This window comes from Streptomyces sp. CA-210063 (assembly GCF_024612015.1).
Classification (GTDB): domain Bacteria; phylum Actinomycetota; class Actinomycetes; order Streptomycetales; family Streptomycetaceae; genus Streptomyces.
The window spans coordinates 1,533,500-1,557,466 of the sequence record NZ_CP102512.1 but is presented as its reverse complement, the minus strand read 5'-3'; the positions used below and the strand labels follow the sequence as shown (position 1 = coordinate 1,557,466).

Below are 23,967 nucleotides of genomic sequence, written 5' to 3'. Positions count from 1 at the left end.
AATCCTGGTCACATACGTGAAGGATGGCCCATGACCCCCACGCGAAGGAACCTCCTCGGCGCCGCGCTCGGCGGTGCCGCCGCGGCGACAGTCGGGCTGCCGGCCCCCGCCGCGCACGCCGCCACCTGGCAGCTGAAGTGGTCCCCGTCGGCGAGCGCCGAGGGGCTGCGTGCCTTCGAGACCATCGAGGACGACCGCGCCGACTCGCACACCTCCGCCGCGCCCCACATCTACGCCACCGGCGACACCTGGCGGTTCGACATGCACACCGTCGACCGCGACACCTCGACCGACCGCCAGCGCCAGGAGGTCACAGGCCTGCGCACGGGCAGCGGCTTCCTGCGGTGGACCGAGGGGCAGACCTGGCGCGTCACCTACGGGATGTACCTGCCGAGTTCACTGAAGGCGACCACCAGCTTCACGCACATCATGCAGATGAAGCAGCCGGGCAGCGGGACCTCGCCCCTCGTCGTGCAGTCCCTGCGCCGGGTGAACGGCGCGCAGACCATCGAACTGAAGCTGCCCATCGACGACGTCCTCATCGGCCGCACCGACCTGACACCCCTGCACAACTCCTGGGTCGACGTCGACTTCCAGGTCAAGGTCGGCAACGGCTCGGCCGGTTCCGTGCGCTGGATCCTCAAGAAGGGCTCGACGACGCTCATCGACGTCTCCCGCACCGGCGTCGACACGTTCCTCGCCGACCGGCTGCGCCCCAAGTGGGGCATCTACCGCTCCCTGGGCGACACCTCGGGCTCCCTGCAGAACTGCCACATGCTGCTGCGGAACATGCGGGGCTACCAACTGCTCTGACCGCACGGGGGAGTGGTCGGCCCGGGTGGGCTCACGCCCGGTACAGCGCCTCCACCTCGGTCGTGTACGCCTTCTCGATCGCCTTCCGCTTCAGCTTCAGCGAAGGCGTCAACAGGCCGTGCTCCTCGGTGAACTGGTGCGCGAGGATCCGGAACGTACGGATCGACTCGGCCTGCGAGACCAGGGTGTTGGCGGCGACCACCGCCCGCCGCACCTCGGTCTCCAGCTCCGGATCGCGTACCAGCTCGGCCGGTGCCGGCTTCGGCTTGCCGTGCATCTGCAGCCAGTGCTCGACCGCCTCGGAGTCCAGGGTGACCAGGGCGGCGATGTACGGCCGGTCGTTGCCGACGACGATGCACTGGGCGACCAGCGGATGGTCGCGCACCCGCTCCTCCAGGATCGCGGGCGAGACGCTCTTGCCGCCCGAGGTCACCAGGATCTCCTTCTTGCGCCCGGTGATGGTGAGATAGCCGTCCTCGTCGAGGGAGCCCAGGTCGCCGGTGGCGAGCCAGCCCTCGTGCAGGGTCTCGTCGGTGGCCTTGGGGTTGTTGAGGTAACCCTGGAAGACATTGGGGCCGCGCAGCCAGATCTCGCCGTCGTCCGCGATGTGCACGGTCATGCCCGGGATGGCCTGGCCGACCGTGCCGTAGCGGGTGCGCTCCGGCGGGTTGGCGGTCGCGGCCGCCGTACACTCGGTGAGGCCGTACCCCTCGAAGATATGGACGCCGGCGCCCGCGAAGAACAGCCCGAGCCGCCGGTCCATCGCCGAGCCGCCGGACATCGCGTACTTGATACGGCCGCCCATCGCCTCCCGGATCTTGCCGTAGACGACCTTGTCGAAGAACTGGTGCTGCATCCGCAGGCCCGCCGACGGGCCGGGCCCGATGCCCCAGGCCCTCGCCTCCATCGCGTCCGCGTACTTCACGGCGACCTCGACGGCCTTCTCGAACGGGCCGGACCTGCCCTCCCGTTCGGCCTTGCGGCGGCTCGCGTTGAAGACCTTCTCGAAGATGTACGGCACCGCGAGGAAGAAGGTCGGCTTGAAGGCGGCGAGGTCCGGCAGCAGGACGGCCGCGTTGAGCTGCGGCTGATGACCGAACTTCACCTTTCCGCGGATCCCGGCGACCTGCACCATCCGCCCGAAGACATGCGCGAGCGGCAGGAACAGCAGCGTCGCCGCCTCGTCGCCCTTGCGGGACTTGAACAGGGGCGCCCAGCGCTCGATGACCGTGTCCGCCTCGACCATGAAGTTGGCGTGCGAGATGACACAGCCCTTGGGGCGGCCCGTCGTGCCGGACGTGTAGATGATCGTCGCGATCGACTCCGGGGTCACGGCCCGCCGGTGCCGGTGCACCACCTCGTCGTCGAGGTGCGCGCCCGACTCGTACAGCTCCCGCACCGCGCCCTCGTCCAGCTGCCAGAGCCGGCGCAGCTGGGGCAGCCGGTCGATGACCGTGGCGATGGTCATCGCGTGGTCCTCGTGTTCGACCATGGCCGCCGTGCACTGCGAGTCGTACAGCATCCAGAAGACCTGCTCGGCGGAGGAGGTCGGGTAGACGGGGACGACCTGGGCGCCGATGGTCCACAGGGCGTAGTCGAAGAGGGTCCACTCGTAGCGTGTACGGCACATGATGGCGACCCGGTCGCCGAACCGGATGCCCTGCGCGAGCAGGCCCTTGGCCAGCGCGAGCACCTCGTCGCGGAACTCCGCGGAGGTCACGTCACGCCACTCGCCCAGCTCGTCCTTGCGGCCGAGCGCGATGTAGTTCGGGTCCTCCTGGGCGTACTCGAAGACGACGTCGGCCAGGCCGCCCACCGGCGGCGCCGACGCCAACGGAGGGTTGGTGAACTCGCGCAAACCCGCTCCTCGTGGCGCTCCGCACAGCGCGTGAAAGCTACCTCACCGGGAGAACGGGCGGGAGGGGTTGTGGAGGGGGCGCATGGGAACACAGGGCGAAGCTCGGCGCCGAAAAATGACGTGGATGGGGAGGTATCCGGCGTAATTCCTGACGGCGGAGTACGTCCCGGCACCGCAATCTCCACCGAACCCGCACGCTCAGGTTACGGTGCGCGACCCTATGGACACGCTCTGGCCTCGGGCGCGCCCGCTGCCACCGGGGAAAGGCGAATGCCGCTCACGTCCGCCGCACCGACGGAGCCGGGACGCGCCGCTTCGCGCCCGGCCCGCCCGTCACATCCCTCGCGCGCGGCCGTGGAGCCGGTCGCCGCCGGAGAGGATCGCCGCGGCGAGGGCGTCCGCCGCGCTCGACGCGGCTCCCGGACGGCGGCCGTGGACGAGGACGAAGTCGACCTCGCCGAGTTCCGGCAGTCCCGCCCGCTCCGGGACCCGGACCAGACCAGGGGGTACCAGGCGACGGGAATGCGCCATCACGCCGAGGCCGGCGCGGGCGGCCGCGATGAGGCCGTTGAGGCTGCCGCTGGTGCAGGCGATGTGCCAGGCGCGGCCCTCGCGCTCCAGCGCCTCCAGGGCCAGCGCGCGGGTGATGCCCGGCGGCGGGTAGACGATCAACGGGACCGGACGGTCGGGGTCGAGGCGGAGCCGTTCCGCGCCGATCCACACCAGCCGGTCCGTCCAGACGGGTTCACCGCGCGGATCCTCCGGGCGCCTCTTCGCCAGGACCAGGTCGAGCTTGCCCGCCGCGAGCTGCTCGTGCAGCGTGCCCGAGAGCTCGACGGTCAACTCCAGGTCCACCTCGGGATGGTCGTGCCGGAAGGCCTCCAGGATCTCCGGGAGCCGGGTCAGCACGAAGTCCTCCGAGGCGCCGAACCGCAGCCGCCCGCGCAGCCGCGTCCCGGTGAAGAACGCCGTCGCCTGCTCGTGCACCTCGAGGAGCCGCCGGGCGAAGCCGAGCATGGCCTCGCCGTCCTCCGTCAGCTCCACGGAGTGGGTGTCCCGCGAGAACAGCTGCCGCCCGGTCGCGTCCTCCAGGCGGCGTACGTGCTGGCTGACCGTGGACTGGCGCAGCCCCAGCCGCCGAGCGGCCTGCGTGAAGCTCAGCGTCTGGGCCACGGCGAGGAAGGTACGCAGATGGGAGGGGTCGTACATACGGTCAACCGTACTCCCCTTATCGCAATAAGCGATCACAGTAAGAGCGGTATGACGGATTCCCGATCACGGGTCGGAGGAGGACGATGGGGAGGGGCCTTCCGGCCCTCCGACGCACCCTCATCGAACGTACGTGGAGCACCGTGAAACGCCTGCAGTGGCCGAGTTGGATGCCGATCGACCCGTACATCCTGCTGTTGCTCGGGACGGTGGGCATCGCGGCTCTCCTCCCGGCGCGGGGTACGGCCGCCGAGGTCGCGTCGGGCGCGTCCACGGCCGCGATCGCCTTCCTGTTCTTCCTCTACGGCGCCCGGCTCTCCACCCGCGAGGCACTGGACGGCCTCAAGCACTGGCGGCTGCATGTCACCGTCCTGACCTGCACCTTCGTCGTCTTCCCGCTGCTGGGCCTGGCCGCCCGCGGTCTCGAACCGGTGTTCCTGAACCACTCCCTCTACACCGGTCTGCTCTTCCTCACCCTCGTCCCGTCGACCGTCCAGTCGTCGATCGCCTTCACCTCGATGGCCCGCGGCAATGTGCCGGCCGCGATCTGCGCGGGCTCCTTCTCCTCCCTCGCGGGCATCGTCATCACCCCGCTGCTCGCGGCGAGCCTGCTGGGCGGCAGCGTCGGCGGCTTCTCCGCCGACTCGCTGCTGAAGATCGTGCTCCAGCTGCTGGTGCCGTTCCTCGCCGGGCAGGTCGCCCGCCGCTGGATCGGCGGCTTCATCACCCGCCACAAGCAGATCCTCGCCCTGGTCGACCGCGGCTCGATCCTCCTCGTCGTCTACGTCGCCTTCAGCGAGGGCATGGTGCGCGGGATCTGGAGCCAGGTCAGCCCCCTTCGGCTCGCCGGTCTGCTCGCCGTCGAGGCCGTGCTGCTCGCGGTAATGCTGCTGCTCACCTGGTACGGCGCGAAAGCCCTGCGCTTCGACCGGGCGGACCGGATCACCATCCAGTTCGCCGGCTCCAAGAAGTCCCTCGCCTCCGGGCTGCCCATGGCGAGCGTCCTGTTCGGCGCCGAGGCCTCCCTCGCCGTGCTGCCGCTGATGCTGTTCCACCAGATGCAGCTCATGGTCTGCGCGGTCATCGCCAAACGCCGGGCCAAGGACCCGGTGGAACCTGCGGTCACGGAGCGGCGAGACGAAGCGATACGAACCGAGGTCGGTACAAGGACACGTTCCGCGTGATGTTCAGCTGCGCCGAGGCCGCGTCGGCGTCCAGCCAGTTGACGTCGTAACTCAGGACCAGCCGATCGCCGTCGACCGCCTCGTGCGCCTGCGGGTTGTACGCCGCGACCCCGCCGTCCGGCAGCGACGGACTGAAACCCTTGGTGGGCCCGTGCCAGGGCCCGGTGGGGGAGCAGGCCCAGTACGCGGTGACGGTCGTCAGTCCCTCGGTCCCGGCCGCCATGGTGAACAGCACATACGTACGGCCGTCGCGTACGACGGTGAACGCGCTGCCCACCCCCTTGTCCGCCCCGTTCCCGAGCACCGCCGCCGGCCGCCCCCGCACCGCCCACCGCGAGCCGTCCCAGTACTCCCAGGCCCCCGGCTCCCCGAGCCGGCCGCGCGGCACCCGGGCCACATACGCGTGCGAGGTCGGCCGGGAGGCCGCCTGGGCGTCGGTGCCGCCGAAGACGTACGTCCACTCGCCCGCGTCCACGGCCGTCGTACCGAACAGCACCCGCCGGGCCGGATCGGCGACCGACCCCTGGTCCAGCACCGTCGTGATCCCCTCCAGCCGCAGATCGGGCAGCGACAGCGTGGCGACCTCGGTCGCCGTCGGCACCCCGTAGATCCACGGCGACTGCCCGGCGGTACGGGTCCACAGCAGCACCCGTACGACCCGTTCGGCCGAGCCGGGGGAGCGGGGCTCGACCCGGGCGGCCACCGGCCAGCGCCACTGCCGCGGGGCCGGATCCGGGAAGACCGGGGCCGGGAGCGTGGATTCGAGGCGGCCCGAGGGGGACATCACCACGGCCGAGTTGCGCACCAGGGGCGTGGAGACGTCCCGCCAGGCCACGGACTCGCCGGCCGGGTTGGGCGGTGGGTGCACCTGGCCCAGATAGGTGTCCGAGAACAGCCACAGCACGCGTCCGTCCGGGAGCCGCACCGAGTGGGTGCCGTCGCCGCCGGTCCAGTCGTCGGTGCGGGCCGCGTCGTCGCCGTAGCGGGCGAACTCGCCGGTCAGGGAGGCGTCCGGATCCCAGTCCCGGACCGTACGGGCCGTGCAGGTGGCGCCGCCCTCCCGGTCGTCGTCCGGGAGGGCGGTGAGCAGCACGGCCGCGAGGGCCAGGACCAGTGCCAGGATCAGGACCGGTCCGGCCCCCGTGCGCTGTCGTGCTCCTGCGTCGTCGGGCACGGAAGGGACGTTAGTTGCCTCCGTCCACCCGGTCCATGGGCAACCACAGGATCGAGCCCCGCGTCTGCGCGTCCTGCGTACCGAGACCGGCGACCTCCGCGTCGCTCAACGCCCGGTCCCGGACGCGGACTTCGTCGATCGCCCCGGTGAAGTGGACCCGGCTGTCGACCCGTTGCCCGATGTGCACCCCGAACGGCGAGTTCCGGCTGACCGATCCGGGGATGTCGGCGGTGCTGAACGGCGTCCCGTCCACGAAGAGGGTGAGCTGCCCTCCACCCCGCCGCAGCACGAGCTGATGCCACTGCCCGTCGTTGTACGCGCCCGTGGACCGTACCGACGTGGTCCGGGGGGGCGAGGCCCCGTCCCGCACGGTGATCAGCCCGGTCAACCGCCCGGCCGCCGGCTCCCCGCGCAGCCACACCTGCGGCTGCGACGCCCCGACCCCGCCCATCCACAGCATCGGCTGCTCACCGCTGGTCGCCGAGTAACGGAACCAGAGCGACGCGGTGAAGTCCTTCGTCCCGAGGGGGAGTTGGGACCGGTACGGCAGCCGTACGGCGTCGTCGGTGCCGTCGAACTCGATCGCGCCGCCGAACCTGCCGTCCGTCGGCCGGGCGCCACCGAGCACGGCCGCCCGCTTGCCGCCTGGCGCCTTGTCGGGTGTCGTCGGGTCCGGGCCCCGGCGCGGCTGGAGCCAGTCCTCCGTGAACCGGGCGAAGCGGATCTCGTCCCGGGCGTCGACCGCGCCGCCCTCGTACAGCAGCCCCACTACATCGTCGCCGCTGCCGCCGTCACCGCCGATCCGCACCAGGTCGGAGTAGCCGGACCAGTCGGTGGTGACGACCGTGCCCCGGTCCACGCTCTCCCAGGTGCGTCCGCCGTCGTAGGAGGAGCGCACCGCCATCGTCCGGCGGCGGTCGGGGTCGGCAGGTCCGGCCAGCAGCATGCGGTCGCCCAGGCGCAGCACGGATCCCTGCACCTGGGGCATGTAGAAGTCGGGAAGCGCCCGGAAGGGTTCGGCGAAGGTGGTGCCGCCGTCCCGGCTGACGGTCTGGCTGCGATGGCCGAGGTCGGTGCCGTCCTGCTCGCGCCCGCTGACCAGGACCGTGCCGTCCGCGCGCTCGGCGAGCGTCAGCTCCGACGGCTTCTGACGGAATGTGCCGTCGTCCGCGATCGGCCATGAGTCCGTCGCGCCGACCTTCCAGTTCTCCCCGCCGTCGTCGCTGGTCACGAGCGCCGCGTGATTGACGGTGATCCGGCCGTCCGCCCAGGTCTCGGCGTTGACCCCGAGGACGAGCCGCCCGGCGTGAGCGCCCCGGGTGAGCTGAATGCCGTGGACGGGGCCGGTGGCGTACCAGGAGTTCCAGTCGGCCGGGCGGATCTGCTCGCTGAGGCTGCGCGGCTCGGACCAGGTCAGCCCGTCGTCGTCGCTGTACTGGACGTGCGGGGCCCGGTCACAGGGCACGTCGCAGCTCGCGCCGTCCTGACGGCCCGTGTTGTACGTCTCCGCCAGCACGATCCGGCCGGTCCTGCGGTCCACGACCGGCGCGGGGTTCCCATGGGTGTCGCCGCCGCCCTCGTTGACCACGTGCAGCGGGCCCCAGGTGCGGCCGCCGTCCGTGGACCGCTTGACCACGAGGTCTATGTCGGCCGCGTCCCCGCAGTTCAGCACGCGGCCTTCGGCGAAGGCGAGCAGGGTGCCCTTGGTGCTCCGCACGATCGCCGGAATCCTGAAGCAGGCGTAGCCCGGGTCCTGCGAGGCCTTGAAGAGGACCTGCTGTTCGAACTCCGCTGCGGCGGCGGCTTGCTGGGGCTCGGCTCCGGCGGGGTGGGGGAGGGAGAGGAGAGCGGTGGTGGTGACTACCGCGGTGAGGGTGGATCTGAGACGTGCGTGAAGACTCGACGGCACGGTGCGGCCAGCCCTTCATCCGTCTGGGTGATGGGACATCGGACGTCCCACGTCCGATGTGCGGCCACAGACGCTACTTGGGGGTTCTGGGGGCTCACAAGAACCGTGCGTCGGTTGTGATTGGCGTGTCGTACGACAGGGTGACGATCAGTCAGACTGGCTCGGGAGAGCTCGGGGGGTGCGGCTTCGTCGGCGGATGCGGGTGGTGTGTGGTTGCTCGCGCAGTTCCCCGCGCCCCTGAAAGACCCCGGGCGCGCCCCATGCCTTTAAGGGGCGCGGGGAACTGCGCGACCAGCCCCCACCCACCCGCACCCGGCAACGCGAGTAGTGGACCAACGACGCGTACCCGGCGGTGCAAGAGGCGGGACCCCCGTGGCGCAGGGGGCGCTCCCCGCCGGTGGGGGCCCCGCCGCCGTGTCGCGGGGAGCCGGGGTCAGCCCTGGCCGGCAGCGGCCCGCAGAGCGATCCGGTGCTCGCCCGCGTACACGTTCATGGAGGCCCCCCGCAGGAAGCCCACCAGGGTCAGCCCGGTCTCCGCCGCCAGGTCGACCGCGAGGGACGACGGCGCCGAGACCGCCGCCAGCATCGGGATCCCCGCCATCACCGCCTTCTGCGCCAGCTCGAAGGAGGCCCGCCCCGACACCAGCAGCACCGCCCGGGACAGCGGCAGCGACCCGCTCTGCAGGGCCCGCCCGACCAGCTTGTCCACCGCGTTGTGCCGCCCCACGTCCTCCCGTACGTCGAGCAGCTCGCCGTCCTCGCTGAACAGGGCCGCCGCGTGCAGACCCCCGGTCCGGTCGAAGACCCGCTGGGCCGCGCGGAGCCGGTCGGGGAGGCTCGCGAGGAGGTCGGGTTCGAGGCGGACCGGGGGAGCGTCACCCCCGTGCGTGTCGTCGATGGCCCAGCGGGCGGTCGTACGGACGGCGTCCAGCGACGCCTTGCCGCAGAGCCCGCAGGACGAGGTCGTATAGACATTGCGTTCGAGGGTGATGTCCGGGATCACCACATCCGGCGCCGTCTTCACATCCACCACGTTGTACGTGTTCGAGCCGTCCGCCGTCGCGCCCGCGCAGTAGACGATGTTCTGCAGGTCCGACTGCTCGGCGAGCACGCCCTCGCTCACCAGGAAGCCGGCGGCCAGCGCGAAGTCGTCACCCGGGGTGCGCATGGTGATCGCCAGCGGCTTGCCGTTCAGCCGGATCTCCAGGGGCTCCTCGGCGACGAGCGTGTCCGGCCGGGTGGAGACCGCGCCGTCCCGGATGCGGATCACCTTGCGTCGTTCCGTGACTCGTCCCATGTCGTCTCTCAGTCCCGGTTCTGTACGTGCTGGTAGCCGAAGCGGCCCTTGATGCAGAGGTTCCCGTGGGTCACCGGGTTGTCGTGCGGGGAGGTGACCTTCACGATGTCATTGTCCTGCACATGGAGGGTGAGGTTGCAGCCCACACCGCAGTACGCGCACACCGTGGTCGTCTCCGTCTGCGCCGACTCGTCCCAGGTACCCGCCGCCCGCATGTCGAACTCCGACTTGAAGGACAGCGCGCCCGTCGGGCACACCTCGATGCAGTTCCCGCAGTACACACACGCCGAGTCGGTGAGCGGCGCGTCGTGCTCCACCGCGATCCGGGCGTCGAAGCCACGGCCCGCGACCGAGATCGCGAACGTGTTCTGCCACTGGTCCCCACAGGCGTCCACGCACTTGTAACACAGGATGCACTTGTCGTAGTCCCGCACATACAGCTCGTTGTCGATCTTGGGTTCCTCGTTCAGCCGGGCAGCGTGAGGGCCGAAGCGGTCCGGCTTCGCCTCGTACTCCTTGATCCACTCGGCGACCCGCGGGGTCGTCGACAGGTCGACCGACGACGCGAGGAGTTCCAGGACGATCTTGCGGCTGTGCCGGGCGCGCTCGGTGTCGGTCCTCACCTCCATCCCGGGCTCGGCCTTGCGGGAGCAGGCCGGGACGAGGGTTCTGGCCCCCTCGACCTCGACGACACAGACCCGGCAGGCGTTCTTCGGGGCGAGCGTGTCGCCCTGGCAGAGGGTCGGGACGTCCTTGCCGGCGGCCCGGCAGGCGTCGAGGATCGTCGAGCCCTCGGGCGCCCGCACCGGCTCCCCGTCGAGGGTGAACTCCAGCAGGCGGCGCGGCACTCCCAGCGGTATCACGGTCATACGGCGGCTCCGGTACGGCGAGTTCGGCTTCGGCGATGCGCGGTCATTCGTACGCCCCCAAGCGGTCGATGGCGGATTCCACGGCGTTCCACGCGGTCTGCCCGAGACCGCAGATCGAGGCGTCCCGCATCGCGCGGCCGACCTCCCTGAGCAGGGCGATGTCACCGGCCGCGGCCGCACCGGTCCGCTCGACGATCCGGTGCAGTGCCTCCTCCTGGCGCACGGTCCCGACCCGGCACGGCACACACTGCCCGCAGGACTCGTCCCGGAAGAACTCCGCGATCCGCAGCAGCAGCCGGGGCAGCGGAACCGTGTCGTCGAAGGCCATGACCACGCCCGAGCCGAGCGTCGTGCCGGCCTCCCGTGTCCCCTCGAAGGTGAGCGGGATGTCCAGCTCGTCGGGGCGTACGAAGCCGCCGGCCGCGCCGCCGAGGAGGACGGCCCGCAGCCGGTCCCGCACCCCGGCGAGCGTCAGCAGATCGCCGAGCGTCGCCCCGAAGGGCAGCTCGTAGATGCCGGGCCGCTCCACGCTCCCCGACACACAGAACAGCTTCGGTCCGGTGGAGCGGCCGGTGCCGATCGCCGCGTACGCCGGGGCGCCCATCGTGAGGATCGGCAGGACGTTCACCAGCGTCTCGACGTTGTTCTCCACCGTCGGCTTGCCGAAGAGGCCCTTCTCCACGGGGAACGGCGGCTTCGAGCGCGGCTCGCCCCGGTACCCCTCGATGGAGTTGAAGAGGGCCGTCTCCTCGCCGCAGATGTAGGCGCCCGCGCCACGGCGGATCTCGAGGTCGAAGGCGTAGCCCTGCCCGAGGACGTCGTCGCCGAGCAGGCCCCGGGAGCGGGCCTGGGCGATGGCGTGCTCCAGGCGCCGCAGAGCTCTTGGGTACTCGCCGCGCAGATACAGGTAACCCTTGTGCGCGCCGGTCGCGTACGCCGCGATGGTCATCGCCTCGACCAGGGCGAACGGGTCGCCCTCCATGATCACGCGGTCCTTGAAGGTGCCCGGCTCGGATTCGTCCGCGTTGCAGACGACGTAGTGCGGACGGTCGGGCTGCGACGCCGTGGCCTGCCATTTCCGGCCGGTGGGGAAGGCGGCGCCGCCCCGCCCGACCAGACCCGAGTCGGTGACCTCCCGGATGACCCCGGCGGGGCCCAGCTCGAAGGCCCGCCGCAGAGCCGTGTAGCCGCCGTACGCGCGGTAGTCGTCCAGGGAGGCCGGGTCGACGACCCCGACCCGGGAGAGGAGGGTGAGCCCCGGTTCTCCCGCCTGGGGCACCGCCATGGCGGCCGGCGGCTCCTCGTCGGCCGAGTCGGGGGCGCTCGCCGCGAGGACGGCCGCCTCGACGGTCGCCGGCGCCGACACGGCCGTACGCACCGGATTCCCGGCCTTGATCGCGAGGGCGGCCGGCGCCCGCTCGCACAGCCCCAGACACGGGCTCCGCTCCACGCTCACCCCGCTGCCGAGGCCGAGGCGGGACTCGATCCCGGCGCACAGGCCGGCCGCCCCGGCCGCCGCGCAGGCGAGGTCCGTGCACACGTGCAGCACGGTCGCGGGGCGCGGCTCGACCGAGAACATCGCATAGAACGTGGCCACGCCGTACGCCTCCGCCGGCGGCACCGTCAGCCGCCGGCACAGATAGTCCAGCGCGCCCTCGCTGATCCAGCCGATCCGGTCGTTGATCGCGTGCAGCCCCGGCAACAGCAGGTCACGGCGCTTCCGTGCCTCCCGGCCGCCCCGTGCCCACCGCAGATCGGCGTCGGAACGGTCCGCGCCCTCCCAGGACGATTCCGGCGGCCCGAGCAGCGCGTCGACCGCCTCCTTCTCCTCGTCCGTGGGTTTGCTGTCGCCGAAGTGCAGGTCCACTCAACTCACCTCACGATGGTCGCGACGGGCAGCTTGTCGATCCGGATCGCCGACGCCTTGAACTCCGCCGTCCCCGCGATCGGGCAATTGGCCTCGATCGTCAGCTGGTTGGTGTCCACCTCGTCGGGAAAGTGCATGGTCATGAAGGCGAGACCGGGCCGCAGCGCCAGGTCGATCCACACCGGCGCCACGACCGAGCCGCGCCGCGAGGACACCTGGACCTCCTCGCCCACCACGACCCCGTAGCGCTCCGCGTCCTCCGGGCACAGCTCGATGTACTCCCCGCGCCGCAGCGGCGAGGCGAAACCACCGCTCTGCACACCGGTGTTGTAGGAGTCCAGCCGCCGCCCGGTGGTCAGCCGGATCGGGAACTCCTCGTCCGTCAGATCCACCGGCGGATCGTGCCGCACGATCCCGAAGGGCGCGAGCCGGCCCCGGTTCGCCGGGTCGGGATCCCACAACCTGCCGTGCAGATAGGTCGGTTCGAGCCTGTCCGTGTCCGGGCAGGGCCACTGGATGCCCTGGTGCTCCTCAAGCCGCTCGTACGTCATCCCGTAGTGGTCAGGCGACACCGACCGCAGCTCGTTCCAGACGGCCTCGGCGTCGGCGTACTTCCACTCGTGCCCGAGCCGGGAGGCCAGGTCGCAGAGGATGTCGATGTCCTCGCGGGCCTCACCGGGCGGGTTGACCGCCTTGCGGACGCGCTGGACCCGCCGCTCGCTGTTGGTGGTGGTGCCGTCCGTCTCCGCCCACCCGGCGGTCGCGGGCAGCACGACGTCCGCCAGCTCGGCCGTCTTCGTCAGGAAGATGTCCTGGACGACGAGGAAGTCCAGCTGCCTCATACGCCGTACGGCCTGTTCGCTGTCCGCCTCGGACTGCGCCGGGTTCTCCCCGATGCAGTACACGGCCTTCAGCGAGCCCTCCTCCATGGCCTCGAACATCTCCGTCAGGTTCAGCCCGTAGTGCGGCTGGATGACGGTGTCCCACGCCGACTCGAACTTCAGTCGGGACTCCGGGTCGAGGATGTCCTGGAAGCCGGGCAGCCGGTTGGGGATGGCGCCCATGTCGCCGCCGCCCTGCACGTTGTTCTGGCCGCGCAGGGGCTGCAAACCCGATGCGTGCCGCCCCACATGCCCTGTCAGCAGCGACAGGTTGATCAGCGCGCGGACGTTGTCGGTGCCGTTGTGGTGCTCGGTGATGCCGAGGGTCCAGCACAGCTGGGCGCGCTCGACACGGGCGTACGCGTGCGCCAACTGCCGTATCGCGGCGGCCGGTACGCCCGTCACCTTCTCGGCGAGGGAGAGCGTCCACGGCTCGACGAGCGCCTTGTACTCCTCGAAGCCGGTGGTCGCCCGCTCGATGAACGCCTCGTTGGCCAGGCCCGCGTGGATGATCTCGCGGCCGACCGCGTGGGCCATCGGGATGTCCGTGCCGACGTTCAGCCCCATCCAGCTCTCCGCCCACTCGGCGGTGGATGTCCGCCTCGGGTCGACGGCGTACATCCGGGCGCCGTTGTGGATGCCCTTCAGCACGTGCTGGAAGAAGATCGGGTGGGCGAAGCGGGCGTTGGAACCCCACATCACGATGACGTCGGTGTGCTCGATCTCCTCGTACGAGGAGGTGCCGCCGCCGGAACCGAAGGCGGCGGACAGGCCGGCGACGCTCGGGGCGTGGCAGGTGCGGTTGCAGGAGTCGACGTTGTTGGTCCCCATGACCACCCGGGCGAACTTCTGCGCCACGTAGTTCATCTCGTTCGTGGCGCGGGCGCAGGAGAACATGCCGAAGGCGCCGCGATGGCGTTCGATGCCGCGGGCGGCCCGGTCCAGCGCCTCCTCCCAGGTCGCCTGCCGGAAGGGCTCGTCGCGTGAGTCGCGGACGAGGGGATGGGTGAGCCGGGTGTAGGTCTTCGGGCTTCGGTCGCGTTTCCTCATCGGCGTTCCTCAGAGTTCATGCCGCGCTCCTCAGCGCGAGCAGGTCCGAGATGGCGTGGACGGTGCGGAGTGTGGGCACCTCGACGCCGGTGATGTCCGCCAGTTCGACGACGGCGGCGAGCAGTACGTCGAGTTCCAGTGGTTTGCCGCGCTCCAGGTCCTGGAGCGTGGAGGTGCGGTGGTCGCCGACGCGTTCGGCGCCGGCCATCCGCCGTTCGATGGAGACACCGACCTCGCAGCCGAGGGCCTCGGCGACGGCGAGCGTCTCGGCCATCATCGTCTCGATGACCTTGCGGGTGCCGCCGTGCAGACACATCTGCCGCATGGTCGCGCGGGCCAGGGCGCTGATCGGGTTGAACGAGATGTTGCCGAGCAGCTTGATCCAGATGTCGCCCCGGATGTCGGGCTCCACGGGACACTTCAGGCCACCCGCCACCATGGCCTCGCTGAACGCCTCACAGCGCGCCGAGACCGTACGGTCGGGTTCACCGAGGGAGAACCGGGTGCCTTCCAAGTGCCGTACGACACCGGGCCCTTCGAGTTCGGTGGCCGCGTAGACGACACAGCCGATGGCCCGTTCGGGCGCGAGCACCGCACTGACCGCGCCGGCCGGGTCCACGCTCTCCACACGGTGGCCGTCGTGCGGGCCGCCGTGCCGGTGGAAGTACCACCAGGGAATGCCGTTCTGGGCGGCGATCACCGCCGTGGTGCCGTGCAGCAGGGGCTCGATCAGCGGCCCGCACGCCGCGTACGAGTTGGCCTTGAGGCCGAGGAAGACGAAGTCGACCGGGCCGATCTCGGCCGGGTCGTCGGTGGCGTGGGCCCGGGCGGTGAAGTCCCCGCGCGAGCTGAGCACACGCACCCCGTCCCGCCTCATGGCCGCGAGATGCGGTCCACGGGCGACGAGATGCGTGTCCGCGCCGGCGCGGTGGAGCGCGGCGCCGGCATAGGCGCCGATCGCACCGGCGCCGAGAACTGCGACTTTCATGACGAGGGAGCTCCGTTCGGTCGAGGGATACCGCGGAGATGGCGCACCGTCGAACTCTGTCGACGAAATATTGTCTACAGTATGGAAGTTGACCCAGCAAGGGTTCGCGCAGCCGCCGCACAGGGCATTGCCCGGACATGAAGGTGGCCGGGGAACTACCGTTCGGCGCGCGGTGGATACCGCTCGTCGCACACGGCCGACGCGCCGCCTTTCCAACTCCCTTGTCACTGCCTACCGTCCGGGATCATGAGTCCCCCCGTCGCACCCCCGGGCTGGAGCCGCTGGCTCGTACCCCCGGCCGCGCTCTCCGTCCATCTCTCCATCGGGCAGGCCTACGCCTGGAGCGTCTTCAAGCCGCCGCTGGAATCCGCGCTCGGCCTCAGCGGCACCCAGAGCGCGCTGCCCTTCCAGCTCGGCATCGTCATGCTGGGCCTGTCGGCCGCGTTCGGCGGGACGCTCGTCGAGCGCAACGGGCCACGCTGGGCGATGACCGTGGCGCTGATCTGCTTCTCCTCCGGCTTCCTGCTCGCCTCGCTCGGCGCGGCCACCGAGCAGTACTGGCTGATCGTCTTCGGCTACGGCTTCGTCGGCGGCATCGGCCTCGGCATCGGCTACATCTCGCCCGTCTCCACCCTGATCAAGTGGTTCCCGGACCGGCCCGGCATGGCCACCGGAATCGCGATCATGGGCTTCGGCGGCGGCGCGCTCATCGCCTCGCCGTGGTCCGCCCAGATGCTGGAGTCCTTCGGCTCCGACTCCTCCGGCATCGCCGTCGCCTTCCTCGTGCACGGCCTGTCGTACGCCGTGTTCATGCTGCTCGGTGTGCTGCTCGTACGGGTGCCGCGCACGGAGGACCGTGTGAGCACGGAGAGCGGACCGGGCGTCCTGGCGGGCCCGCAGGTCTCGGCCCGCAACGCCATCCGCACCCCGCAGTTCTGGTGTCTGTGGGTCATCCTCTGCATGAACGTGTCCGCGGGCATCGGCATCCTGGAGAAGGCCGCCCCGATGATCACGGACTTCTTCGCCGACTCCTCCACCCCGGTCTCCGTCACGGCGGCCGCCGGCTTCGTCGCGCTGCTCTCCGCGGCCAACATGGCGGGCCGTATCACCTGGTCGTCCACGTCCGACCTGATCGGGCGCAAGAACATCTACCGCGTCTACCTGGGCGTGGGCGCGCTGATGTATCTGCTGATCGCGCTGTTCGGCGACTCCTCCAAGCCGCTGTTCATCATCTGCGCCCTGGTGATCCTGTCCTTCTACGGCGGCGGCTTCGCCACGATCCCCGCGTATCTGAAGGACCTCTTCGGCACCTACCAGGTCGGCGCGATCCACGGCCGGCTGCTCACCGCCTGGTCCACGGCCGGTGTCCTCGGACCGCTGATCGTCAACTGGATCGCGGACCGGCAGGAGGAGGCGGGCAAGTCCGGCCCCGACCTCTACGGCATGTCCTTCTTCATCATGATCGGACTGCTCGTGATCGGCTTCGTCGCCAACGAGCTGGTCCGGCCCGTCCACCCCCGCTTCCACATCCCCGCCCCGAGGGAGGCCGCCGATGTCGTCCAGCGACAGCAGTCCGAATCCGCCTGACCGGCGACCGTTGATCGTCTTCGCCTGGGTGTGGGTGGGGGTGCCACTCGGTTACGGACTGTACGAACTCGTACGGAAGGCCACGCAGTTGTTCACCGGGTGAGTACGCGGACGTCCCCTCAGGACAGTGAGGCGTCGTCGGCGCCTGGACGCGTGGAACGGGGCTCCGTCCGCTTCGGACGGAGCCCCGTTCGTGATCTCAGCCGAATCGCAGGATGCGTGGGGCGAAGGTGTTCTCGGGGCCGTCGGCGCGGCCGACCGACCACACCGTCGCCGTGCCCGGCACCGGCGCCAGCCGCAGCAGCGAGGAGTCACCCTCCCCGGCCACCGCCGGTTCGCTGTACTCGGTGAACGACTCTCCGTTCCAGGCAAGGAAATCGGGCCCGGGGACGAACGGCGGATAGCTGCCCGGTGGCCCCCACTTCTGCGAGCGGGTCACCGAGACCCAGCCCAGTGCGCCCGACTCGGTGGGCGCCAGTGAGGTGATCCCGCCGAAGTCGGTGGGCATGGTCACCCGGCTCCACGCCTGCCCGTCGAAGCGGACCAGCAGGGGCGGAATCGGCCGGCCCACCGGGCCGCCGACGAAGCCGGCCGTGCCACCCGCCCACACCTCCGTCGGCGAGACCGCCAGCACACTGCCCACGGCCGACCGCGGGAACCCGTCCACGATCGTCTGCTGCCACGTCTGTCCGTCCCAGTGCGCCACGGCCGCACCCGAGGCGGTGGCGCCCGCGGCCCAGACGTCGTCGGCCGCCAGGATGTGCAGGCCGTACACGGATCCCGGCGGCACCGGCACGTCCCGCCAGCCGCGCCCGTCCCAGCGCAGCAACACCTGTGCGCCGTCCCGCGAACCGATCAGCCAGGTCTCACCGCCGCCGGTGACGGCTTTGGCCAGCACGACACCGCGCGGCGGCCGGCTCTCGGACCAGGTGACGCCGTCGGAGCGGAGCAGGTGGGCGCCGCCCGCCGAGTCGCGGCCCACCGCCCAGAGCGCGGTCGGTGAGGTCGCGGCGACGGACAGCAGCTCTCCCTGCCAGCCGACCCCGGGCAGGCTCTGGCGCTGCCACGCGGTTCCGTCCCAGCGCAGCACCAGCGGAAAGCCCGGCGCCTCGCGACCGACGGCGTCGGCACCCACCGCCCACGCCCGGTCCGGCCCGAACGCCACGACCTCGTTCAGCCCGGCCTGTGGGCGTACCTGTGCCGGGACCGGAACGTGGTGCCAGGACAGGGTTTCCGCCGCGGCCGAGCTCATGGCGGCCATGATGGTCATGGCGACAGCGAGGACCGCGACGAGAAGTCGGCGTGCCATGGTCAGCCTCCCAGCCGCTCACTCATCAGGTTCGGTTTCGAGCCGTAGATCTCGACGGTCCCGAAGGACAGCAGCGAGGCCCCGGCCCTCGCCAGCGCACGCGGTTTGACGTCGATCGCGTCTTTGCGCTCCGGGCCGTAGGAGAACGTGGTGCGGGGGCCGTCCACCCGCGCGTACTTCGACTGGAACGCGCGGTCGCTGCGCACCGGCAGCCACAGCGCTCCGTCCGGGCCGCGCACCATGGCCTCGGTGTAGGTGTCGCCCAGCGGTGGGTGAGTGGTGCGCCAGGCGTGCCCGTTGAAGGTCATCAGGTAGGTGCGGGCCACGCCGTCGGTGTACTGGTGGCCGCCGATCGTGACCCGGCCGGACGGTTCGGGGATCACCGTGTGCACGTTGCTGTTCGGCGGCAGCGGCACCTTCGCGTCCCGCCAGGTCGTGCCGTTCCAGCGCAGGACGACGGTGGTCCCGGCGTCGGTGCCCGCCCAGGCCCAGGCGTCGGTGGCGGAACGCGCGGTGACCCCCGACACGTACAGCACACCGTCCGGGGTGGACTGTGTGGTCCAGCCGGAACCGTCGTGGTGCAGCACCTTCAGCCCGGTGTCGTCCTCACCGACCACCCACGCACCACCCGGTACCGCGGCGAAGTCCTGGTAGACCCACAGGGTCTGCGGCAGCGGCACGGCACTCCACCCTCCCGCCGACCGGCGCAGGATCTCCCCCACCCCCGCGCGGTTGTGGAAGATCCACACCTCCTCGCCGACGAACCGCACCTTGCCGAGCCAGCCCGACTCACCGGCGCCGGGGAAGGTGGTGTCCCGGCGCCACGCCGTGCCGTCCCACCGGTACAACATCGGCCGCACTCCATCGGCGGCCTCCTCGTACCCGGTCGCCCACGCCTCGCCCGGCCCACGGGCGGCGAGATCGGACACGGTCACCGGCGGGGCCGCCGCCGGCACCGGCAGCGCCGACCAGCTCGGCGTCACAGCCGCGGCCGGCGACACCACCGCGGCACACGCGATCACAAGGCAGAGAACAACCGCACGGAGACCGTTCATGAGACCCCCCAGAGCGCGAAGGTCGCACACGCTAGGGGCGTTCACCATCCGTGAACAGACGGCATTCAGCCGATCACGCTTCCCTCTGGAGGCTCACCGTGTCAGGGGACTCCTGGGGCCACGAGCGAACGAGTCCCGGGTGGGCCGAGTACGCGGTGCAGGCCCGGCTCGATGTCCGGGGCGCTGATCGAGCCGTAACCGAAGACGAAGCCCGGGCGCGCGGAGCGGTTCGCGGTGACCTCCGCCAGGGTGTGGACCGCCACGCCGGATGCCCGGGCCCGGCCGGCCCTGTCCGCGAGGGCGTCGGGGTCGGCGAGGTGACCGCGGGTGAAGGTGGTCACGTGCAGGCCCGCCGCGGACGGCACCAGCTCGGCCAGGTCCGCGAAGTGGTCGGTGAGCGCGCGGGTGATGGCCTGGTGCCGGGCCGCGTACGTGTGCTGCATCCGGCGGATGTGCCGGGCGAGCAACCCGTCGTCGACGAAGCGGGCGAGTGCCGCCTGCGCGGGGACCGCTGTGTGCCAGTCGGCGGTGTACTTCGCGGTGCGCAGTGCGGTGCGCAGCGGGGCGGGCGCGACCAGGAAGCCGACGCGCAGGGAGGGCAGCATCACCTTGGAGAACGACCCGACATAGATGACGTGTCCGTCCCGGTCCAGACTCCGCAGCGTCTCGACCGGCCGTCCGCCGAACCGGAATTCGCTGTCGTAGTCGTCCTCGATCACGGCCGCGCCGTGCCGTCGCGCCCATCGCAGCAGCGCCGTTCTGCGCCGCAGGGACATCGGCATGCCGAGCGGGAACTGGTGGGCCGGGGTGACGTACACGGCGCGGGTGTCCGGCGGAATGGCGTCCACCAGCAGGCCCTCGGCGTCCACCGGTACACCCGTGACCTCGGCGCCGTGCGCCAGGAACGGCAGCCGGGCCGGTGGGTAGCCGGGCTCTTCGACGGCCACCCGGTCGCCCGGTTCGAGCAGCACCCGCCCGATGAGGTCCAGGGCCTGCTGCGTACCGGTGGTCACCAGCACGTCGTCCGGGCCGGTCCGCACGCCGCGGGAGAGTCCGATGTGCCGGGCGAGTGCGGCCCGCAGCCCGGCGTGGCCGGCCGGATCGCCGTACCCGACCGTCCCGGCCGCCGAGTGGCGCAGTTCCCGGGAGATCAGGGGACGCCAGGCGTCGTACGGGAAGAGCCGGGCGTCCGGCAGGCCGACCCGGAAGTCGTGGGCCGCCGTGGTCGGTCCCGTGGTCTCCGGGGCCGCCCATGGGGACAAGCCGGCCCACAGGGCGCGAGGGCGCAGTACCGAGCCGGGGGTGTCGGTGTCGGTCGCGTCCCCGCGCGTGGCCAGGCCCGTCGTACGCACATAGGTTCCGGAGCCGACTCTGCTGTCCGCGTAGCCCTCGGCGACGAGCCGTTCGTAGGCGACGCCGACGGTGTTGCGGGCGACGGCAAGGCGGCGGGCCAACTCCCGGGTCGGGGGCAGCTGATCGCCGGGCCGCAGTAGCCCGTCGTGGATCGCGGTGCGCAGTTGGCGGTAGATCTGGCCGGACAGGTCGCGCTGCCCGTCGAGCCTGACGTGTACGTCCATCGTGGCTTTCCGCTCTCGGCTGCTGCCTGCCGTCTGCTTCCGGACCGGCGATTGGCTCAATCACTTGGCAGCTTATTGGCCCTGGAGCTGAACCGCTGCGGGATCTTACGCTCCGGCCATGGACATACGACAACTGGACCGCCAGGCACTGTTGTTGACCGGGGAGGTGGTCTCCCGGGTGAAGGCCGATCACTTGAGGTGGGCGACGCCGTGCGCGGACTGGACCCTGTACGGCCTGGTGCGCCATCTGGTCAGCCAGAACGAGGGGTTCGCCGCCTCCGCCCGCGGCGCGGGCGAGCCGTGGGCCGTGTGGCGAGAGGGCGATCTCGGCGATGACCCGGCCGGAGCGTATGAGGCGTCGGTGGGCGAGGTCACCGCGGCGTTCGCGGAAGACGACGTGCTGGAGCGGCGGTTCGCGCTGCCGGAGGTGGGCGAGGGCTTCGCCGTCCCCGGACGGACGGCGATCGGCTTCCATCTGCTCGACTACGTGGTGCACGCCTGGGACATCGCGGTGACGATCGGCGCCCCGTGGGAGCCCGCCCCCGAACTCACCACCGCCGCGCTGCGCGTCGCGGCCCTGGTCCCGGACGAGGGCCGCGGGCCCGGTGCCGCGTTCCGCCGACGGACCGCCGTCCCCGACGACGCCCCGCCGGGCGACCGCTTGCTCGCGCTGCTCGGCCGCGACCCGTCCTGGACGCCGCGGCCGTGCTGAGGAGCCGTTGGTGCCCTGGTCCGGCCGGGGAGTCCCTGGGCGACCGCGCCGCGTCGAACGACCTCGACAGCGGCGTACGCGGTCGATCGAACGGTCCGCTGATCGTCAGCATCACCGACTTCACCAGCGACGCGTACCGAGATCTGCCCGGCATCGCTCGTCGCGGCCTCGCGCTGCGGCGCCACTGGCCGCATCTCGACGGAGCGGTCGGGATGTGGTGGTGGGCCGTGCCCTCGGCCCGGCGCTGCGGAGCCGTCTCGGTGTGGACCGGGCGGCGGGCTCTGGCGTCGTTCGTCCGCCTGCCGGAGCATGTGGCGATCATGGACGAGTACCGCGAGCGAGGCACGACCAGGTCGGTGATCCGGGAGTACGAGAGCTTCGACGCGGCGCGGATCCAGCGGGACGCGCAGGCATGGCTGCTGCCGGACGAGCGCCGCCGTGCCGCGCGGGAGGCACCACGCCAGAACGGCTGACAACGGCATCCGAAGGCCGTGCTCGGCGCGGGTGGAGGCCACGGTGCTGGAGATACGGCGGTCGGTGGTCGGTGGTCGGTGGTCGGTGGTCGGTGGTCGGTGGTCGGTTGGGTGGGGCGGTTCACTGTGCCGGAGACTGGCCCTCGGGGGCCGTCGGCTGAGGTGCCGTCACAGCGTTGTGGAGCGTGACGGCGGAGCTGGTTCGCGAGACGCCGGTGTCGGCCGTGGTGCGGTCGGCTGTGCCACGGTCGGTTGTGTCACGGTCGAGCCAGAGCAGGAGGAGACCGAGCGTGCCGGCGAGCGCCGGCCAGTAGAGGTAGCGGTAGTTCGTCGCCGGCATGATGGGCAGGTAGCCGAGCACATAGGCCAGCGAGCTGATGCCCAGCGCCCGGATCGGCAGGGAGAACGTCCCCCGGCCCGGGCGGACGGCGAGCACGAGCGCGACAGCGAGCCAGAACCACCCCCGGAAGAGCGGCCGCAGATCCGTGGCCGTGCCGTTGATGTACGAGTCGAGGGTGTCTTCCAGCCGGGGGTGGGCCACTTCGACTCCGAGGTCGTTGCCGAAGACCCCCGGGTGGTACGGGTAGCCGGTCTCGAAGAGCAGGGCGGCGAAGAGCCGCAGCCGGTACTGGAGATAGCCGGGGACGTGTCCGCGCATCTCGCGCAGCCACAGGGACGTGAGCGGGCCCGAATCCTTGGTCAATCCGTCCGCCGGGCGTTCGTAGCAGGCCCAGTAGGCGTCCGACAGGGCGCCGATGCGGTCGCATTCCTCGGCGGCGGCCACGAGGCGGTCCCGAAGGTCCGGCGGGACGTTCGCCGACCGCAGCTCCTCCACGGTCAGGACGTGGATCAGGTCGTCGAGCATGATCTGCGCGCCCTGATGCGTCTGAACGGGCCGCACGATCCAGGAGATCGCGGCGGCGGGCAGGACGAGGCCGGCCACGAGTGCCGCTGTGCACCTGGCCCATGTGCGGCGCCCGGGGGAACGCCACAGCGCGAGGACGAGCAGGACGAACATCGGAATCGCGGCGAGGAACGCGTTCTTGCGCACGAGCATGGCGTAGGCGAGGAAGAGCACGCCCAGCCACAGCAGGCCCCAGCGCATCGCGGTGGGAAGGCGGTTGTCCCGCAGCCGCAGCCCGACGAACGCCACCGCGCAGGCGGCGAGCAGCGCGCCGGCCACGTGGACGTCCTTCCACACCACGCCGACGAACGTCAGGACGGGGGGAGTCAGCCCGAGGCCGAGGACGGCGAGCGAACCGGCACGGCTCGCGGTCAGTTCCCAGACACACCATGCGACCACCCACAGCGCGCCCCAGAAGACGACGGACTGTAGGACGGCCATCGACGAGGGCATACCGGTGACGGCGATGAGCGCTCGCCACACCAGGCTCAGCACGGGCGGGTGCCAGTCGGTCAGGGGCGTCCTGCCCATGGCCTGCCGGAGCTGGTCGATGCTGTCGGGACTCATGTACCCGGGGGCGAAGACGATGGTCGTGGCCAGGCAACACGCCACGGCGACAGCCGCCAGCCACCAGACCCAGCGCTTTTCGCCCTGAATCCGTGCGTTTTGTCCCATGCGGCGGATGCTAACAGCGACGACGGGACCCTACGGATCAGGGCGCGACGAAGACGTAGCGCCGGTAGGCGAAGAAGCGGAACAGGGTGGCGAGGACCCAGCCGAAGACGCGGGCGGCGTTGTCGCTGAGCACCGATTCCAGCCCGAGCAGATGCCGTGAGGCGAAGACCGTGCCCGCCGTGATGGCGACACCGACGACATTCACGAACAGGAACAGGGTCAGTTCCTGAGCCACGTTCACGCGATGTCGGTCGTGGTAGGTCCAGTAACGGTTCCCCGCCCAGCTGAAGAGCGCCGCCGCGCCCGTCGCGAGGACGGACGCCCGCACGGGGGCGGCCCGCATCACCCCACCCTCCGGGCCGCCGGGAAGACCGAACACCAGCAGGTTGTAGCCGCCGTTGTCCACGACGAAGGCCAGCGCCCCGACAACCCCGAACTTGGCGGCCTCGCGCCAGACACCCCTGACGACGTCACGCACACGCAGCGCCACGGATACGAGGACCAGCACACGGTGAGAGTAACGACCCGGCGCGCCCCAACCACCCGGACGCGCCCATAACGCATTATTTCCTCTCA

Annotated in this window: 20 protein-coding genes; 6 read left to right on the top strand and 14 right to left on the bottom strand. The window is 71.1% G+C overall.

Features of this window, described 5'->3' with window-relative positions:
- Positions 1–30: 30 nt before the first annotated feature.
- The gene (locus JIX56_RS06750; RefSeq protein WP_257537846.1) at positions 31–813 is read left to right on the top strand and encodes a polysaccharide lyase; all 783 of its coding nucleotides are present in this window, start codon (positions 31–33) and stop codon (positions 811–813) included.
- Positions 814–844: 31 nt separating this feature from the next.
- Here JIX56_RS06750 and JIX56_RS06745 read toward each other — a convergent pair whose 3' ends face one another.
- Positions 845–2,671 (bottom strand): AMP-dependent synthetase/ligase, encoded by a 1,827-nt coding sequence (locus JIX56_RS06745; protein ID WP_257537845.1) that lies wholly within the window; start codon positions 2,669–2,671, stop codon positions 845–847.
- A gap of 333 nt (positions 2,672–3,004) precedes the next feature.
- A complete protein-coding gene (locus tag JIX56_RS06740) occupies positions 3,005–3,880 on the bottom strand; it encodes a LysR substrate-binding domain-containing protein (RefSeq protein WP_257537844.1) in 876 nt (291 codons plus the stop codon).
- Positions 3,881–4,023: 143 nt separating this feature from the next.
- On the opposite strand from JIX56_RS06740, the gene JIX56_RS06735 reads away from it, so the two are divergent.
- Positions 4,024–5,064 carry a bile acid:sodium symporter family protein gene (locus tag JIX56_RS06735; RefSeq protein WP_257537843.1) on the top strand — a complete coding sequence of 347 codons (1,041 nt, stop codon included), beginning with the start codon at positions 4,024–4,026 and terminating at the stop codon, positions 5,062–5,064.
- On the opposite strand, the gene JIX56_RS06730 is transcribed toward JIX56_RS06735, so the two are convergent.
- From JIX56_RS06730 to JIX56_RS06700, 7 genes are all read right to left on the bottom strand, one after another.
- Positions 5,003–6,238 (bottom strand): hypothetical protein, encoded by a 1,236-nt coding sequence (locus JIX56_RS06730; protein WP_257537842.1) that lies wholly within the window; start codon positions 6,236–6,238, stop codon positions 5,003–5,005. The two genes, JIX56_RS06735 and JIX56_RS06730, sit on opposite strands and share 62 nt — an antisense overlap.
- Positions 6,239–6,248: 10 nt before the next feature.
- A complete protein-coding gene (locus tag JIX56_RS06725) occupies positions 6,249–8,147 on the bottom strand; it encodes a sialidase family protein (protein ID WP_257537841.1) in 1,899 nt (632 codons plus the stop codon).
- 433 nt (positions 8,148–8,580) lie between these two features.
- Complete coding sequence (gene fdhD / locus JIX56_RS06720; RefSeq protein ID WP_257537840.1) at positions 8,581–9,444, bottom strand: formate dehydrogenase accessory sulfurtransferase FdhD; 864 nt, start codon at positions 9,442–9,444, stop codon at positions 8,581–8,583.
- An 8-nt stretch (positions 9,445–9,452) separates the two neighbouring features.
- Positions 9,453–10,313, bottom strand: coding sequence for a 2Fe-2S iron-sulfur cluster-binding protein (locus JIX56_RS06715; RefSeq protein WP_257537839.1), 861 nt, complete (start codon positions 10,311–10,313; stop codon positions 9,453–9,455).
- Between the two features lie 43 nt (positions 10,314–10,356).
- Complete coding sequence (locus JIX56_RS06710; protein WP_257537838.1) at positions 10,357–12,180, bottom strand: NAD(P)H-dependent oxidoreductase subunit E; 1,824 nt, start codon at positions 12,178–12,180, stop codon at positions 10,357–10,359.
- A gap of 5 nt (positions 12,181–12,185) precedes the next feature.
- Positions 12,186–14,111 carry a molybdopterin oxidoreductase family protein gene (locus tag JIX56_RS06705; protein ID WP_257537837.1) on the bottom strand — a complete coding sequence of 642 codons (1,926 nt, stop codon included), beginning with the start codon at positions 14,109–14,111 and terminating at the stop codon, positions 12,186–12,188.
- Between the two features lie 16 nt (positions 14,112–14,127).
- Positions 14,128–15,099: a 2-dehydropantoate 2-reductase gene (locus tag JIX56_RS06700; RefSeq protein WP_257537836.1), complete on the bottom strand. Its 972-nt coding sequence runs from the start codon at positions 15,097–15,099 to the stop codon at positions 14,128–14,130.
- A 246-nt stretch (positions 15,100–15,345) separates the two neighbouring features.
- On the opposite strand from JIX56_RS06700, the gene JIX56_RS06695 reads away from it, so the two are divergent.
- Positions 15,346–16,686 (top strand): OFA family MFS transporter, encoded by a 1,341-nt coding sequence (locus JIX56_RS06695; protein ID WP_257537835.1) that lies wholly within the window; start codon positions 15,346–15,348, stop codon positions 16,684–16,686.
- The gene (locus JIX56_RS47935; protein WP_442811158.1) at positions 16,652–16,789 is read left to right on the top strand and encodes an MFS transporter small subunit; all 138 of its coding nucleotides are present in this window, start codon (positions 16,652–16,654) and stop codon (positions 16,787–16,789) included. Before JIX56_RS06695 ends, JIX56_RS47935 begins: the two co-directional genes overlap by 35 nt.
- 96 nt (positions 16,790–16,885) lie before the next feature.
- On the opposite strand, the gene JIX56_RS06690 is transcribed toward JIX56_RS47935, so the two are convergent.
- From JIX56_RS06690 to pdxR, 3 genes are all read right to left on the bottom strand, one after another.
- Positions 16,886–17,995, bottom strand: a complete 1,110-nt coding sequence (locus tag JIX56_RS06690) for a hypothetical protein (RefSeq protein WP_257537834.1) — start codon at positions 17,993–17,995, stop codon at positions 16,886–16,888.
- A 2-nt stretch (positions 17,996–17,997) separates the two neighbouring features.
- Positions 17,998–19,050 (bottom strand): hypothetical protein, encoded by a 1,053-nt coding sequence (locus JIX56_RS06685; RefSeq protein WP_257537833.1) that lies wholly within the window; start codon positions 19,048–19,050, stop codon positions 17,998–18,000.
- 101 nt (positions 19,051–19,151) lie between these two features.
- Complete coding sequence (gene pdxR / locus JIX56_RS06680) at positions 19,152–20,627, bottom strand: MocR-like pyridoxine biosynthesis transcription factor PdxR (RefSeq protein WP_257537832.1); 1,476 nt, start codon at positions 20,625–20,627, stop codon at positions 19,152–19,154.
- A gap of 118 nt (positions 20,628–20,745) precedes the next feature.
- Between pdxR and JIX56_RS06675 the strand changes: the two genes are divergently transcribed.
- Together JIX56_RS06675 and JIX56_RS06670 are read left to right on the top strand one after the other, a co-directional pair.
- On the top strand, positions 20,746–21,339 hold the full coding sequence (locus JIX56_RS06675) for a TIGR03086 family metal-binding protein (RefSeq protein ID WP_257537831.1): 594 nt from the start codon (positions 20,746–20,748) through the stop codon (positions 21,337–21,339).
- Positions 21,333–21,812: a hypothetical protein gene (locus JIX56_RS06670; RefSeq protein WP_257537830.1), complete on the top strand. Its 480-nt coding sequence runs from the start codon at positions 21,333–21,335 to the stop codon at positions 21,810–21,812. The genes JIX56_RS06675 and JIX56_RS06670 overlap by 7 nt, the downstream gene beginning before the upstream one ends.
- Before the next feature lie 121 nt (positions 21,813–21,933).
- On the opposite strand, the gene JIX56_RS06665 is transcribed toward JIX56_RS06670, so the two are convergent.
- Positions 21,934–23,391 (bottom strand): hypothetical protein, encoded by a 1,458-nt coding sequence (locus tag JIX56_RS06665; RefSeq protein WP_257537829.1) that lies wholly within the window; start codon positions 23,389–23,391, stop codon positions 21,934–21,936.
- Positions 23,392–23,428: 37 nt separating this feature from the next.
- Positions 23,429–23,899 (bottom strand): GtrA family protein, encoded by a 471-nt coding sequence (locus tag JIX56_RS06660; protein WP_257537828.1) that lies wholly within the window; start codon positions 23,897–23,899, stop codon positions 23,429–23,431.
- Positions 23,900–23,967 lie beyond the last annotated feature (68 nt).